The sequence below is a fragment of the Vibrio sp. 1069 genome (assembly GCF_033340555.1).
In genome coordinates this window covers 378559-393854 of the sequence record NZ_JAWOWP010000001.1, presented here as the reverse complement: position 1 = coordinate 393854, position 15296 = coordinate 378559, and the positions used below count along the sequence as shown (strand labels likewise).

The 15296-nt window shown below is 44.9% G+C and carries 14 protein-coding genes; 7 read left to right on the top strand and 7 right to left on the bottom strand.

All coding sequences use genetic code 11. The annotated features are described in order from the left end of the window. Nucleotides 1–226 precede the first annotated feature (226 nt). Entirely contained in the window at nt 227–661 is a 435-nt protein-coding gene (locus R7040_RS01740; protein WP_318095317.1) for a hypothetical protein, read from the top strand. Between the two features lie 120 nt (nt 662–781). Here R7040_RS01740 and R7040_RS01735 read toward each other — a convergent pair whose 3' ends face one another. The 7 genes from R7040_RS01735 to R7040_RS01705 all read right to left on the bottom strand — a co-directional run bounded on the left by R7040_RS01735 (nt 782) and on the right by R7040_RS01705 (nt 8592). Then, the gene (locus R7040_RS01735; RefSeq protein ID WP_171344739.1) at nt 782–1630 is read right to left on the bottom strand and encodes an ABC transporter permease; all 849 of its coding nucleotides are present in this window, start codon (nt 1628–1630) and stop codon (nt 782–784) included. Nucleotides 1631–1632: 2 nt separating this feature from the next. After that, nucleotides 1633–2913, bottom strand: a complete 1281-nt coding sequence (locus R7040_RS01730) for an ABC transporter permease (RefSeq protein ID WP_171344740.1) — start codon at nt 2911–2913, stop codon at nt 1633–1635. Next, nucleotides 2910–4031 carry an ABC transporter ATP-binding protein gene (locus R7040_RS01725; protein ID WP_048626301.1) on the bottom strand — a complete coding sequence of 374 codons (1122 nt, stop codon included), beginning with the start codon at nt 4029–4031 and terminating at the stop codon, nt 2910–2912. Before R7040_RS01725 ends, R7040_RS01730 begins: the two co-directional genes overlap by 4 nt. A gap of 73 nt (nt 4032–4104) precedes the next feature. Continuing rightward, entirely contained in the window at nt 4105–5019 is a 915-nt protein-coding gene (locus R7040_RS01720; RefSeq protein ID WP_054730115.1) for a dihydrodipicolinate synthase family protein, read from the bottom strand. 56 nt (nt 5020–5075) lie between these two features. Continuing rightward, on the bottom strand, nt 5076–6050 hold the full coding sequence (locus R7040_RS01715) for an ornithine cyclodeaminase family protein (protein ID WP_222716630.1): 975 nt from the start codon (nt 6048–6050) through the stop codon (nt 5076–5078). A gap of 87 nt (nt 6051–6137) precedes the next feature. Beyond that, nucleotides 6138–7211 (bottom strand): polyamine ABC transporter substrate-binding protein, encoded by a 1074-nt coding sequence (locus R7040_RS01710; protein ID WP_054576452.1) that lies wholly within the window; start codon nt 7209–7211, stop codon nt 6138–6140. 124 nt (nt 7212–7335) lie between these two features. Next, complete coding sequence (locus R7040_RS01705; protein ID WP_318081249.1) at nt 7336–8592, bottom strand: FAD-dependent oxidoreductase; 1257 nt, start codon at nt 8590–8592, stop codon at nt 7336–7338. A gap of 109 nt (nt 8593–8701) precedes the next feature. Here R7040_RS01705 and R7040_RS01700 point away from each other — a divergent pair, with 109 nt between their 5' ends. The 6 genes from R7040_RS01700 to R7040_RS01675 all read left to right on the top strand — a co-directional run bounded on the left by R7040_RS01700 (nt 8702) and on the right by R7040_RS01675 (nt 15231). Next, complete coding sequence (locus tag R7040_RS01700) at nt 8702–9703, top strand: 4-hydroxyproline epimerase (RefSeq protein WP_047008677.1); 1002 nt, start codon at nt 8702–8704, stop codon at nt 9701–9703. A 21-nt stretch (nt 9704–9724) separates the two neighbouring features. Beyond that, nucleotides 9725–11257, top strand: a complete 1533-nt coding sequence (locus R7040_RS01695; RefSeq protein ID WP_318081251.1) for an aldehyde dehydrogenase (NADP(+)) — start codon at nt 9725–9727, stop codon at nt 11255–11257. A 152-nt stretch (nt 11258–11409) separates the two neighbouring features. Further along, a complete protein-coding gene (locus R7040_RS01690; RefSeq protein ID WP_005377862.1) occupies nt 11410–12084 on the top strand; it encodes a GntR family transcriptional regulator in 675 nt (224 codons plus the stop codon). A gap of 30 nt (nt 12085–12114) precedes the next feature. Then, nucleotides 12115–12879: a transcriptional regulator gene (locus R7040_RS01685; protein ID WP_318095316.1), complete on the top strand. Its 765-nt coding sequence runs from the start codon at nt 12115–12117 to the stop codon at nt 12877–12879. 365 nt (nt 12880–13244) lie between these two features. Beyond that, complete coding sequence (locus tag R7040_RS01680; protein WP_042521927.1) at nt 13245–14840, top strand: S41 family peptidase; 1596 nt, start codon at nt 13245–13247, stop codon at nt 14838–14840. A 70-nt stretch (nt 14841–14910) separates the two neighbouring features. Continuing rightward, entirely contained in the window at nt 14911–15231 is a 321-nt protein-coding gene (locus R7040_RS01675) for a hypothetical protein (RefSeq protein WP_025766761.1), read from the top strand. Nucleotides 15232–15296 lie beyond the last annotated feature (65 nt).

The following is a 15296-nucleotide window of genomic DNA, read 5'->3' as shown; positions in this document are numbered from 1 at the left end:
CATCTCCATATAATCTACTCGCAAGACAAGATGAAACATTTTGTTAACAACTGAACGTGACGGTGTCAGTTTTTGGTACTCGAGTTGCCGTTGCACGAGCTTGCCAGAAATCGATTTGCTTTAGTAATATTGATCAACTAGTTGTTTATCTTTCCATTCAAATATCTTTTATTGCTCCTCACAAAAGCGATAAAATGGTTTCTTTTCTTTTTGCTAAACAACTCCTATGACCGACGCTGATATTGAGCTACAACATCTTTGGTTAGAAGTCCAAGCCGAACGCTGGCAAAACCTGCCACGCTTTTTATTCAGTTACTACTGCTACAAGCACAACCTTGTCAGTAAAACCAACAAAGTTTGTTGGGAGACGGCACGTGCAAGACTGCCCGCTTCAACATCAATAAAAGAGCGAAAAAAGGCGGTGGTTGAACCGTTAGTCCCTGAGGAAGCCGTGGTTGGGTTATTGAAAGCCATCAGCAAAGATGGGGAAATGACATTTGACGTGATGGGAACCACACTTAATACGTTTTTGCATTATGTTGTGATTAGCAAGGAAGAAAAAGCGCGACTTAAATCAAACATGCCAGCTAGTTGGTATCAGCAATCAAACAAGTCGCCTTTGGCACGTTTCGAGCAAGCTGGCATTAAGCTACCAGAGTGATATGTCAGTCATCGCTGAAGATACACAAAAAAGACAAGCGCCTACAATGAGGCGCATTTGGTCAAAAATTGAGGTGCCCCTAAACAAAAGTGCAAAGTGACCAACAAAGAAAAAGTTTGGTTACTCTTGAATGCCTCGAATGCGTACATTACGTCTACGCAAAACTTCTAATGTCACGAGCAAACACACCGACATAAAAATCAACAACGTAGCGACCGCCAATATGGTCGGACTAATTTGCTCTCGAATTCCTGACCACATCTGCCTCGGAACGGTTTTTTGTTCTGCCCCAGTCAGGAATAACGCCACCACAACCTCGTCGAACGAGGTGCCAAAAGCAAACAAGCCGCCAGATATCATCCCCGGACGAATCAGTGGAAAGGTAATGTGTCTGAAAGTATAAACAGGGTTTGCGCCTAAGCTAGCCGCCGCTTTTACCAAGCTATGGTCAAAGCCGCTTAACGTCGCAGTAACGGTAATGACGACAAAAGGCGTACCTAACGCAGCGTGTGCCAAAATGATGCCTAAATAAGTTTGTGATAAGCCAAAGCGTGTGTAGAAAAAGTACATCGCAGCAGCAGAGATAATGACTGGTACGATCATGGGTGAGATCAACAGCGCCATAATCGTATTGCGAAAAGGCAAGTTACTACTTGCTAAACCCAACGCCGCCAGAGTTCCTAGCCCTGTTGCAACGAGTGTCGCCATAAAAGCAATAAACGTGCTGTTTTTCAGCGCCAACAGCCACTGATCACTAGTAAACATTTCTTGATACCAGCGAGTAGAATACGCTGCCGAGTCAAGGTTTAACATCCCCTCGGTAAAAGTAAAGTAAGGCGTTGCATTAAACGATAACGGGATGATGGTCAGAATTGGAGCGATTAAAAAGAACAGCACCACCCCACAAAAAGCTAAGTAACCTGCGTAAGCAACTCGCTCTACTTTTGATGCATAGTTTGGTAATGCCATGGTTATCCCCCTACCTTAAGGTTGTTAATGCCAACCACACGGTTGAACATATAAAACAGAACCAGTACAACGAACAAAAGCAGTCCACCCAATGCGCCAGCCATCCCCCAGTTCAGTGATGTCTGCATATGATAGGCAATCATATTGGAGATCATCTGTCCGCTTCTTCCACCAACCAAAGCGGGCGTAATGTAGAAGCCAATAGAAAGAATGAAAGTAAGCAAGGCCCCCGCACCTATACCCGGTAACGTAAGCGGCATATAAACTTTGATGAACGCAATGAAAGGCGTCGCGCCTAGAGAACGAGCGGCTCGGAAATAAGTTGGGCTAATTCCTTTCATTACGCTATACAGAGGCAGGATCATAAAAGGCAACAGAATGTGCACCATAGACACCACCGTTCCGAAGGTATTGTGAATCATCTGAATTCGCTCAGAAGTAAAACCCGACCAAATAAGGAGATCATTAATGACCCCTTGGTTTTGCAGCAGAACAATCCAAGACGTGGTTCTGACTAACAATGATGTCCAAAATGGCAGCAGCACAATAATTAAAAGTAAGTTCGCGCGCTTATCAGGTAAATTGGCAAGCAGGTAAGCAACGGGGTACGCCATCACCAAACAAGTTAAGGTGATTGAAATAGACATCCAAAAAGTTTTAAAGAAAAGGTCGACGTATATTTGGCGTTTTTCTGGTTGGGGCTCAATGTCTCCAAACTCATTCACTTGCAAGTCTAGCGCTGCAAGATAATGACTGAATGTTAATGCGCCACTAAGATTCTTAAACGCCGCCCAATATTTAGGATTAGCCCAACGCTTATCCAGCTTAGCTAGTTGTGTCACCGAGCTCGGCAGCGACGTCAAACGAGACAACTTTCTGCCGGTTTTCATGAGTAAACTGCGCATACCAGACTCTTCAATATTCATCCGGTTGGCTATTTTCGGTAGCTCTTTGCTTTGATAAAGCGCAAGTACCTCAACAGAGAATGCCTCAATGACTTCTTGATGAGGCTGACCTTGATAATCCCAACTTTCTAAGGCTTGAATAGTTTGTGGTAGTGACAGGGATATTTCTCGGTTATCCACGCTTCGATAAAGCATGTCGAGGATAGGAAAAGCAAACGTAAGCAGAATAAAACACACCAATGGCGTTGTGAGCATAATGGAGCGAAGCTTTTTTCGGCGCTCGGCCTTTTGCAACTGCGCTTTCAGATTGGTTTCTTGCTCATGAACTTGGCGTTCGATTTCCAATACAGAATCTAATGCGGTTAGCTCTCGACTCATGCTGCTACCTCGCTACTTTGAGTTTGTGTCCCATCAAGAGCATGGCAATCGTCACTTTGCCAACCAATACGACAAATTGAGCCAGGCGTTAACTGCAAGTGTTTACGATTATCGTTAGGTACTTTAACGATGAAGTGACCAACGCTCTCTACTTCGACGACCAGACGATAATGATCACCGTGATAAATCAATTCTCGTAGGACGCCCGAGACTTGGTTCTCGCAAGACGCTTTCTCTGGTTGAATAACAATCTTTTCTGGTCGAATGGAAAGTGTTGTTCTCTGCCCTTGCTCAGAGACTCTGACAGGTTTCGCAGTAAATAACTCTTTCCCAACGAGCACTTGGCAATACTTTCCGTTCCACTCTTTGACTAAACCTGAGAGTTGGTTGTTTTCTCCGATAAACTGCGCAACAAACGTATTACTCGGAGATTCATAAAGCTCGGTTGGTGTCGCGAGTTGTTGCACTTCACCGTGATTAAAAACCGCAATACGGTCGGACATAGTGAGAGCTTCGTCTTGATCGTGCGTCACATACAAAATGGTAATGCCAAGCTTTTCATGCAAATGTTTAATTTCCATCTGCATTTGCTCACGCAGCTGCTTATCTAACGCGCCTAGTGGTTCATCCATCAATACGAGTTTAGGCTCAAACACTAATGCTCGCGCTAACGCAACACGCTGTTGTTGACCACCTGATAACTGCTTCGGGTATCGAGTCGCAACATGCTCAAGCTCGACCATTTCTAATACACTCTGAACTTTGCTTTGAATCGTGTCACTGTCGAGTTTTCGCACCTTTAAAGGAAACGCAAGATTCTCAGCAATGGTCATATGTGGAAACAACGCATAGTTTTGAAACACCATACCAATATCGCGCTTGTGCGGCGCGAGATGATTGACAGGAACGCCATCAATATAAATGTCTCCACCGGTCGCAGTTTCAAAGCCTGCTAGCATCATCAAGCAAGTGGTCTTGCCCGATCCTGACGGCCCCAACATAGTAACAAACTCTCCAGGAGCAATATCTAAGTTGAAGTCTTTCACCACCAAATTCGTGCCATCGTAGGTTTTCTTAACGTGTTGAAAGCTGACATAGTCCTTGTTTTCCGTGCTCATGACTTCCCTCTTCTCATTTTTTGAATATTACGAATGAGTAGAGCGTCAGTTAACGCTCTACTAAACAGCACAATTACAGATTGTATTTGGATAGGTCTAAGCGGGTTTCTAACGCATGTTCAACCATTTGAATGACTTGTTGACGCTCTTCACCTTGTAAGAGTTGGCGTGGCGCACGAACTTGTTCAGAGCCACGTCCGCAGACTTGCTCGGCCAATTTTATGCACTGAACCAGCGTAGGAATGGTGTCTAAACGCAGTAGGGGTAAGAACCAACGGTAGATCTCTAACGCTTCAGCATAACGACCTTGGCTTGCCAGTTTATAAATCGCAACGGACTCTTCTGGGAATGCGTTGGTTAAACCAGAAATCCAGCCGGTCGCACCTAGCATCAATGATTCAAGAGCGATGTCATCAACACCACTGAACACGGTAAAGCGGTCATCAAATTTATTGTAAAGCTCGGTGATACGACGAGTATCAGTGGTCGACTCTTTAATAGCTACAATGCTTTCAAACTCAGCCAGTTTCACCATGATATCGAGGTTTACATCGACACCATAAGCAACCGGGTTGTTATAAATCATGATTGGCATTTCTGGCGTTGCTTTTGCTAGCGTGCGGTAATATTCGAACGTTTCGCTCTCAGACGTGCGGTAAACCATGGCAGGCATCACCATACAACCATCGATACCAATTTTGTACGCATCCTGCATGTAATCAACAGCTGCTGTGGTAATAGACTCTGCTGTACCAGCAATCAAAGGCACACGGCCATTTACGACTTCTTTTGCCGCTTGCAAGACCTGGCGTTTCTCCTCCGGGTACAACGCACAGTTCTCACCGACAGTACCCAAGCAGATAATGCCATTCACACCATCTTTAATTTGGTTATCTATAACAGTTTGCGTTGCGTCTAAGTCGATTGACTGATCTTGACGAAATTGCGTACTGACCGCCGGATAAACACCTTTCCAATCAATTTTCATGAACTACTTTCCTTATATGTATATTGTATGCAATTTAAATGAACGAGCAAAAATGCTCAGGCATGGCTATCTATGCCATTCTCTAACAACACCGCCTTTACAGCGGCCAAATCAGCCAAAGCACTGCCAACTGATTTGTATAAAGTAATGACCTCATCGTTTTGACGTCCTGAGATTTGTTGGGCGCAAAGCTGCGGTAATTCCCCTTTGATATCGTCTGACGTGAACACGCCCTCTTGAATTGGAATGAGAAGATCGCCCGCTTCGGCTAATACATTAATACGGCTATCAACATACACCTGTGCTCGTTGCACTGCTTCGGAGTCGCATTCACGCTTATCCAAGTCATGATTACCGACCAAATCAATATGGGTGCCCGGCTGCACGTCTGCGCCATTAAACAAAGGCTCTGCTGATGCGGTAATACAGCTGATGATGTCAACGTGTTTGATAACGTGGCCCACATTTTCTACGACTGAAACACGGAACCGACGCTCATCAGGAAGCGACTGATACTCTGAAGATGACACAATGGCATCTACCGTCGCCTCGGCTTTGTCTGAGTTACGCCCCCAAATATAAACCTGCTTAAGTGGGCGAACCGCAGCGTATGCCCACGCAAAATAAGGCGCAAGATTGCCCGTTCCGAAGATCAACAGACGATCAGCATCGGGACGCGCCAAATAGTCCGCTGCCAACGCAGAAGCTGCGGCGGTGCGCCAAAACGTTAAAACTTTACCGTCCACGAGTGCGAGCGGCTCACCATCGTTTCGTCTGAAAACAAGCAGCTTAGATGCAAGCGTATCTTTGCCTTGCTCGGGATTATGCGGGAAATACGTAAAGGCTTTCACCGCAATCAACTCCTGGTTCCAAGCTGGAAGTAGCGCAAACGCCTCGTATTCTCCCTCTTCTAAGGGCATGACTCGGCGTTGAGGTATTGTTGCTGGCCGCGAGTACATTTCACGCATCGTTTCAATAAGAGACTTCATTGTTAAACATTGCGCGACTTGCTGTGCTTCGATGACTTTCATTATTTCTCCGAAAACATAAATACAGTTGAGGAAAAGTACGGAACCTCGCTTATGGATGAAAACTCGGCCCCATACAAAAATTAACGCCTAGTTAAGCAGCCAGGTGTTGAACTCTTCATTGAGTTCATCTGCGTAGTCTGACCACCATTCATCGTTAATCAGGAAGGCGGTTTGGAAGTTTTGAGGTGCGGTAGGAAGGTTCGCTAAAATGTCTGGGTTCACCTCCGCCGAAGACGACTTACGCGTAGGCCCATAGGCAACGTACTTAGCTTGATCAGCTAATGGTTTTGTTCCTGAAGAAAAAGCAATGAAGTCCAATGCAAGCTTTGTGTTCTCACTCCCTTTAGGTATCGCCCATCCATTCATGTAACCCATTTGACGGTCCCATATAATCCGAAATGGTTGACCTTCATCCTTACGGGCATTGTGGATTCGGCCGTTAAACGCCGAGGCGATCACCACTTCTTTGTCTGCAAGCATTTGAGGTGGCTGGGCACCTGTTGTCCACCACAGCACTTCTGATTTGATCGTATCCAACTTAGCAAAAGCACGCTCACGCCCCGCTTCGGTTTCGAGCAGGCTGTAGACCTCTTCTGGCTTTACACCATCAGCCAATAGTGCCCACTCAAGATTACCCTGAGGCTGTTTTTGCAATGCACGTCGACCTGGAAAAGTTTTTAGGTCAAAGAGATCGGTCAACTTGCTAGGCAAAGCCTTACCTTTAAACGCGTCTTCGTTCACCGCTAATACAGTGGACACTACGATGGTATTGATTGCGCACTCGTGAATCGCACCATCAATAAAATCCTCTTGTGCTGGTGTTCCATCTGCGCCCGGAGGCAAAATACTTGGGTTCACTGGTTCTAGTAACCCTTCGGCGCAACCACGAACAATGTCTGGCTTGTCGAGAGAAACCAAATCCCAGCGCACGTTGTTCGCTTCCACCTGCGCTTTAATTTCGGCTAATCCGCCGCTGAAATCCTCGGATACGATCTCGACACCTGTTTTTTTAATGAAAGGCTTGTGATATGCCTCCACTTGGCTCTTGGTGAATGCACCACCCCAAGATACGACCGTCAATTTGTCTTCAGCATAAGCAGAGGTCCCCAACAGCATTCCTGAAATCAACAGCGCCAATGGTGCTTTGGTCATTCGTGACATGTTTTACTCCTTTTGGTTGTTTTTCTGGAGGCATCCGAGTACGGCTGCTGGACACCATTTTTGTTAAAATTAAGTTAACATTAGCATTTAATATATTTTATACAATATTTAATATTAAATTTTTTCAGGCGAATCGTTGTAATGAAAAAGGTGATAGATCAATCGATGTCGGCTTTCCTTCGATAAGCTCTAAAAGGAGATCTGCCGTAATCGCCGCTTGAGTTAATCCAAGGTGTTGGTGGCCAAATGCCAGTAATACATTTCCATCCCAAATGCTATCAATAACCGGTAACGAGTCGACTGTTGAAGGCCGATTACCCATCCACTTTTCTCCTTGCTTGAGTGGATTTAACTCCGATTCAAACATCTCATCACCTAACTGAAAAAGCATTTCTGAACGTTTCATATTGGGTGGTGATTCTACATCGGCATACTCAACAGTGCCTGCCAAGCGTAGCCCGCCAGACATCGGAGTCATGATGAATTTTCTATCTGCAGAGCTAATAGGAAATGGCAGTACATCACGCTTGTCATCCACCATTAGGTGATAACCACGCTCGGCTTGAATAGGCACTTTGACTCCGGTTAGCTGCCGTATCAAAGGCTTAGAATGTACACCAGCAGCAACAATGATTCGGTCAAATGAATACGTTTGAGACTCAACCAGCACCTCGCCATTTTTCGCCAACGCAGATACATCTTTTTGTAAAACCTTACCGCCAATAACTTCAAAAGCTTCACTTAGCTCAACACAGAGCTGATAGGGGTCTAGCGTATGACCTGTATCGGGAAAAAAGACGCCGACACGAACCTTATGGCTGAGATCAGGTATCCGCTCTCGAATCTCCTCTTGTGTCCAAACTTGATACGCCACACCGTTTTTAGCCAGTGAGTTAAGCGTGCTTTGATAATTCTGAAACAGTTTCTCGTTTTCAAAAGTGAGCAATGAACCATTCATTTTTATTAGATGCGCTTTTCCGATTGAATCAAGCACGCCACGCCAACTTGCCACTGACCGCTCGTTAAGACTCTTAATCGCGTTTTTTGCCCGCTCCGCGGCTGATGGCTTGGTTTGTAATAGAAAACGAATCATCCACCCGATTGTGTTTGGAATATCTTGCCAACGGATCGAAACCGGACTTTTGGGATCTAGCAGCATTTTAGGTAATTGTGGAAGCAGCGCTGGCGTTGCAAGAGGGACGATTTGCTCAGTCGCGATATGGCCTGCATTTCCCTTAGAGCATCCATTCCCCACGCCATTGGGATCAAAAATCGTGACTTGATAACCTTGCTGCTGCAATTTCAAGCCAATTGATAAGCCAATAATCCCCGCACCTATCACAGCGATCCTTTCCTTTTTAGTTTCATCCTTGACCAACATAAATATGCTCCGAGTCACACTTGAAAACGTAGATTGTATACAATATATTTTACATTACGTTAACATCACTATTGTTTAATTCAACCATTTTTTCAGCAAGGAGCGAAAAATGAGACAAGGAACTTTTTTCTGTATTGATGCCCACACCTGCGGCAACCCAGTTAGGCTGGTAGCAGGCGGTGTGCCTCCACTCGAAGGCAATACCATGAGCGAAAAGCGCCAATACTTTCTTGAGCATTATGATTGGATTCGTCAGGCACTCATGTTTGAGCCTCGCGGACACTCGATGATGTCGGGGTCCGTTGTCTTGCCTCCTTGCAGCGATAACGCAGACGCTTCAATTCTGTTTATTGAAACCAGTGGCTGCTTACCAATGTGTGGCCACGGCACCATTGGAACCGTCACCACCGCTATCGAAAATCGCCTTATCACTCCCCAAAAAGAAGGTCGTTTGATACTTGATGTCCCAGCAGGACAAATCGAAGTGCACTACCAAACAAAAGGTGACAAGGTCACGTCGGTAAAGATATTTAACGTACCGGCTTACCTTGCCCACCAAGACGTAACCGTGGACATAGAGGGCTTAGGTGAGCTCACTGTCGATGTTGCTTATGGCGGAAACTATTACGTAATCGTCGACCCTCAAGAAAACTACGCCGGACTTGAACACTACTCTCCAGATGAAATTTTGATGCTTTCTCCAAAAGTTCGCGAAGCGGTATCTCGAGCGGTTGAGTGCGTACATCCAGAAGATCCGACAGTGTGCGGTGTTTCTCACGTGCTATGGACCGGAGAGCCCACTCAAGAAAACGCCACCGCTCGAAATGCTGTGTTTTACGGCGACAAAGCGTTGGATCGCTCGCCATGTGGTACGGGTACTAGTGCACGCATGGCGCAATGGCATGCAAGAGGCAAACTCAATCAAGGAGAAGACTTTGTTCACGAAAGTATCATCGGCAGCCTATTTCAAGGACGTATAGAAGGCATTACCGAAGTGAATGGCAAAGCCGCTATTTTGCCAAGTATTGAAGGATGGGCACAAGTATACGGTCACAACACAATATGGGTAGACGATGAAGATCCATATGCGTACGGATTTGAAGTGAAGTAATAAGGATAGTAAGGAAGAATGATGAACCCACAAGAACCAACCACTTTTTACGCAGTCAACGCCTTTACTGGTGAGCCTCTACCTATTGCGTTTCCGGTACATGGAGAGCAAGAAGTTAATCAAGCCGCCTCAGCCGCCCAAAACGTTGCGCGTGAGTTTCGCCAACTAAGTAATGCAAAGCGATCGAGCTTACTTTGCTCTATCGCCTCTGAATTGGAAGTGAAGAGTGAAGAAATCGTTGCTCGTGCTCATTTAGAAACTGCCCTTCCCGAAGCACGTTTAAGCGGCGAAATAGGACGTACCGCGAACCAATTAAGACTATTTGCCGAGGTTGTGAGATCGGGTAATCACCATCAAGCAATTTTCGATACGCCAAACCCAAACCGTCAACCACTGCCAAAACCAGATATTCGCCGTCAACAAATCGCAATTGGCCCTGTCGCCGTGTTTGGTGCGTCTAATTTTCCGCTCGCATTTTCTACGGCAGGTGGTGATACGGCTTCGGCACTGGCAGCTGGCTGTCCTGTGATTGTAAAAGGCCATACCGCCCACCCTGGCACCAGTCAACTTGTTGCAGAGTGTATTGAGGCTGCACTGGAGAAAGAGTGCTTACCGCAAGCCATCTTCACGCTATTGCAAGGCAACAAACGCGCACTTGGCCAAGCACTCGTTACCCATCCAAAAATTAAAGGGGTTGGGTTTACAGGCTCCGTCGGTGGTGGCCGTGCGCTGTTCAATCTAGCTCAGCAAAGACCAGAGCCAATCCCCTTCTATGGTGAACTAGGGGCGATTAATCCAACATTTATTCTCCCTTCAGCCATACGAGCAAACGCCTCATTGGCTGAAGAGTTTGTGGCTTCTATGACTTTGGGCTGTGGACAATTTTGTACAAAACCAGGCGTTGTATTTGTCTTGAATAGCCCAGAAACGCAAGCCTTTATCGAAATCGCTCAAGGGTTAATTCGACAACAATCAACGGCCACTTTGCTAACGCAAGGAATCCGAGAAACGTATGAATCCGAAGTGGATAAGCGAGCTTCCGAAACAGGCATTAACGTAACTCGTTCTGAACAAGCAGAAGTGACCAATGTCGCACCAGCACTGTTCGTGACGGACAGTAAAAACTGGCGTAAAAACCCGCAATGGGAAGAAGAAATATTCGGTCCTCAATCGTTGATCGTAATCTGTGAAGATTTCGATGACATGTTGAAACTGAGTGATTCACTGACTGGCTCGCTCACCGCAACCCTTCACGCTACCGCTGAAGACGAAGAACAAGCCAAGCAACTGCTTCCAAGTTTGGAAGAAATCGCCGGACGCCTTGTATTCAACGGTTGGCCAACTGGCGTCGAGGTTGGTTACGCTATGGTTCATGGTGGACCCTATCCGGCTTCAACCAATTCTGCCTCAACATCTGTCGGGGCAGAGGCTATTCATCGTTGGTTGCGTCCCGTCGCTTATCAAGCTTTACCAGAATCTTTATTGCCGGATTCATTAAAAGCGTCGAACCCACTGGGTATTCAACGCGCCATAGATGGCAGTGTGTCCCAATAAAATCACCAGATGGCTCAAAAAGGCATCAACTGATGCCTTTTATTTCACTCTACTTCTCAAAACCTTCTTTCCTAGTTGGTTTGTGCCAGAAAAACAATAAACTACTAAAGTAAAATGGATTGGATACAATATTAATTTCACGGGAGACTTCAATGTCACAGAAACCTGTTTTTAAAACGCGTACTCAGCTCGTTGAGGAAGCAATTCGAACTCAGATCTTGAAGGGCGAGTTAAAAACTGGTCAACCTTTACGTCAAGATGCGTTAGCAAAAGAGTTTAATGTTAGCCGAATTCCTGTGCGTGAAGCGTTAGTTCAATTGGAAGCACAAGGACTCGTTAGCTTTGAACCTCACAAAGGTGCGACGGTCACTGAGCTATCTCCAGAGAAAATCAATGAGCTATTTGAACTGCGCGCTGTCGTGGAATGCCACATTTTAGAGCGCGCGATTCAAAATATGACAGACGCTGACCTTGAACGCGCGCGCGAAGTTCGCGAACGTTTCGAGTCAGTAGTGAACAGTGGCGACGAAGTAGAAGAATGGAGCAACTACAACTACGAGTTCCACAAAGCCCTATATGCGCCAGCCAACATGCCTGAAACTATGGACGTCATTTACAACCTGAACACAAAGTGTGACCGATACATACGCATGCAGCTATTGTTTACTACAGGCATTAAAAAGGCAGAAGAAGAGCACTTAAGCTTGTTTGAAATGTGCCAAAATCGCGATATCGAAGGCGCCAAGTACCTACTGAAAAAGCACATTCTAGAAGCAGGCACAGCGATTCGAAACCTGCTGCTTGAAAGGCAAAATATCAGCCAGTAAACGGAATAACGAATAAGGTGATATTCAAGGATGAATGTTGGACCAAAGTTTTTACTTGCAGCGCTACGACAAAAGATTAAAGAAGAAGGGCTTTGCTACAATTCCTTGTCAGAGAAAAGTGGCATCCCTTTATCTAGTATTAAACGCCACCTACATAATCCAGCTTTAGGTTTGGATAAAGTACTTATTTATCTGAACTACCTGAATACCGATCTCATCGAACTCGCAACCTTAGCCAACGAGCTTCAGCACCAAAACGAGCAAATGCTAACAGATGAAGAGAGCGCCCTTTTCGTTGAGCATCCTTATTTACTTGATTTTATTTATATGCTGACTTCTCGTGATATTAAACCGCAAGAGATAGCCCAAACTTACGGACTTTCTGATACAAGCTTACGATTCTATTTGCGTATCGCGGAAATTCTAGGATATGTCGAAAACTTCGGAGACGGCTTGTTTTACCATTCTGGTCATCGATTTATTATGGAAGAAGGTACGGCATTAGACACCTTATTCAAAGAGCGATTTCAACAAGATTCGCTTTCTCATGATATCAACCCAGGCGTATGTATAGGTCGCATTAGGCTCACCGAAGAGCAGAAAGTGCAAATAGAGGACGAGCTTTGTAATAAATTAGCGAAACTTAACGCAGTTAACACTTCCAACAATGAAGGTGAACTAACAAATATATTAATGCGCTGCACTCCCGGTGCTCAGATATTTTTCGCTGATGATTTACCTAACATTGACGGAAGCTTATTAAAGCACGTCGCTCAACTCACTAAATTAAGTTAAAGCATCAGATAAATAAATCAAACACCCCCGAGATAACATCATATATCCCTACCAAACTATTGATTCAAAGCGTTTCCTGAATCTAATTCTGATTTTTTATTTAGCAAGCGTCGCTTAGTCAACTAAGAACTTGTCTTAATTTCACACTTATTAATTGTCTTGTTAGCTCTTTTGAAATAGACAGAAAACTTAAGTAATGACTAATTTAGCTTAAGTATAAAAGACAACTTTTTTACGTTATTTACCTCACACTATTTAACTATAAATTTGCAGACGAACAAATTAAATTAATACATTCACCTAGCTAATAAAAACAAAAGCAAAACACATAATTATAATTCTATTATTTATAAGGACATAGAAAAGTGAAATTTAAGTATTCTTTAGCAACGGCAGTCACTCTCGCATTATTACAAGGCTGTGGCGGTGGTGGCGGTGATAGCTCATCACCTACTCCGTCCACTAGCAGTGCAAACGGTCCAACGTGGAAAGTTCATGATTTTAGCCAACCGTCGAAAACGTTTATCAACCAATGTGAAACGCCCCGCGTCGGACTGGACCCATATGACAACTATGCCGCCTATCCAGATAAATTGGGCTCTGCATTACACGAAAAACTCTTTTTAAGAGCTTTTACTAACGAAACGTATCTATGGTATGACGAGGTTCCTGATAATAATCCAGCAAACTACAAAACTGTTACTGATTACTTCAATACGCTGGTCACCTCTGCTACTACCGCGACGGGTAAACCAAAAGATCGCTTCCATTTTACCGTCCCTTATGAGGATGATATGAAATCATCGCAATCCGGTTTAGTTGCTGGATTTGGTTTTAACTGGGCATTCCTACGTGGCGTACAACCTCGAGACGTTCGTATTTCCTACACTGAAGAAGCCTCGCCAGCTGATAGAAGCGGCATTGCTCGTGGTGATAAGCTTCTGAAAATCAATAATATTGATGTGGTTAACACCGGTAGTCAGTCCGACATTGATTTTATTAATAAAACGCTCTTTAACCCTGACATCAATCAAGATTACACCTTCACATTTGAGAGTGTTGGCGGTCTAGAGAAAACCGTGACGCTTACCGCCTCTGATGTCATGACCTCTCCAGTTAAAAATGCCAAAGTGATTACACAAAATGGTATGCGGATCGGCTATCTGCAATACAACTCCTTTGAACCAAGCGCTCAAGCCCCGCTTATTGAGGCGTTCAGTACGCTCTCAGCAGAGAATGTTGACGAGATCGTCGTTGATTTACGTTACAACGGCGGTGGCTTAGTCCTTCAGTCCTCGCAAGTAGGCTACATGCTAAGCGGTGCTGGTCAGAACCGAGTCTTCAGTGAGTTGATTCATAATGACAAAGTGATGCGTACCATTAAAGATGGGGATAACATCTATCGCTTTACGAATCTAGCAATAGACTGGGCAGCACAGAAATATTCGGATCAAGTGCTTCCGACACTGAACAAAAAGCGCGTATATGTGCTGACTTCAGGAGGCACGGCTTCCTCAAGTGAACTGCTAATCAACGCTTTGCGCGGCATTGATGTGGAGGTTATCCAAATAGGTTCAACAACCACAGGTAAACCGTACGGGTTCTCACCAGAACAAAACTGCGGCACTATGTACTACACTATTCAGTTCAAGTCGGCGAACGAGAAAAAATTTGGCGACTTCGCTGATGGTTTTATTCCTACTCCAAAGAGCCAAATCAATACCGAGCTAGGCTTAGACAATAGAGTGGAAGGTTGCTGGGTCAATGACGACCTAACAAAACCATTAGGCGATCCATCTGAAGGTATGCTTTCTGCGGCACTAAACTACATGGAAACTGGAACCTGTCCGCCAGTATCCCCTTCAAGTTTCAACGCCATGCCGCGTAACATTTCATCTCCGGAGTTAAGCGATCTTCGCTCTCCGCTACGAACAGAGGCAATTCATGTTGAGATCAACTAACTTTTTACGAATGCTGATTCGGGTTGCGCTTTTCTTAGGCACTTCGATTTCTTTGATAGGATGCCAAGCTATGTCACAAGAACCCGTTGAAGCATTGAGTAAAAAGAACTCTCCGGAAACAGTCATAGAGATTCAAAACGCGATCGCAGAAATCCAAGGGACACCAGCACCTAGAATCGCAAATAACGTATTTGAATCCTCACCGCATGTGTTGATTGAAAAAGGACGAGTAAAAGGGAAAAACAATCAACTGTTGGATGGCAGCTATACGGATCTTCCAGACCAATATACGTTGCAGATCAGAGGTGAAACCTGTGGCTTGTACTATGCCAAAACAGATACTTTTGTCTCTCTCAGTTCACTAGATTGTGAGCCCATCATTAAGTTTTAGATCTCCCAAAATAGAAGCCCGCTGATATCAGCGGGCTTTCTACTTTATTGTTCAGTGTGAAACGG

Coding starts and splice junctions, on each gene's coding strand:
- R7040_RS01740 (WP_318095317.1), top strand. CDS start 227: ATGACCGACGCTGATATTGAGCTACAACATCTTTGGTTAGAAGTCCAA.
- R7040_RS01735 (WP_171344739.1), bottom strand. CDS start 1,630: ATGGCATTACCAAACTATGCATCAAAAGTAGAGCGAGTTGCTTACGCA.
- R7040_RS01730 (WP_171344740.1), bottom strand. CDS start 2,913: ATGAGTCGAGAGCTAACCGCATTAGATTCTGTATTGGAAATCGAACGC.
- R7040_RS01725 (WP_048626301.1), bottom strand. CDS start 4,031: ATGAGCACGGAAAACAAGGACTATGTCAGCTTTCAACACGTTAAGAAA.
- R7040_RS01720 (WP_054730115.1), bottom strand. CDS start 5,019: ATGAAAATTGATTGGAAAGGTGTTTATCCGGCGGTCAGTACGCAATTT.
- R7040_RS01715 (WP_222716630.1), bottom strand. CDS start 6,050: ATGAAAGTCATCGAAGCACAGCAAGTCGCGCAATGTTTAACAATGAAG.
- R7040_RS01710 (WP_054576452.1), bottom strand. CDS start 7,211: ATGTCACGAATGACCAAAGCACCATTGGCGCTGTTGATTTCAGGAATG.
- R7040_RS01705 (WP_318081249.1), bottom strand. CDS start 8,592: ATGTTGGTCAAGGATGAAACTAAAAAGGAAAGGATCGCTGTGATAGGT.
- R7040_RS01700 (WP_047008677.1), top strand. CDS start 8,702: ATGAGACAAGGAACTTTTTTCTGTATTGATGCCCACACCTGCGGCAAC.
- R7040_RS01695 (WP_318081251.1), top strand. CDS start 9,725: ATGAACCCACAAGAACCAACCACTTTTTACGCAGTCAACGCCTTTACT.
- R7040_RS01690 (WP_005377862.1), top strand. CDS start 11,410: ATGTCACAGAAACCTGTTTTTAAAACGCGTACTCAGCTCGTTGAGGAA.
- R7040_RS01685 (WP_318095316.1), top strand. CDS start 12,115: ATGAATGTTGGACCAAAGTTTTTACTTGCAGCGCTACGACAAAAGATT.
- R7040_RS01675 (WP_025766761.1), top strand. CDS start 14,911: ATGTCACAAGAACCCGTTGAAGCATTGAGTAAAAAGAACTCTCCGGAA.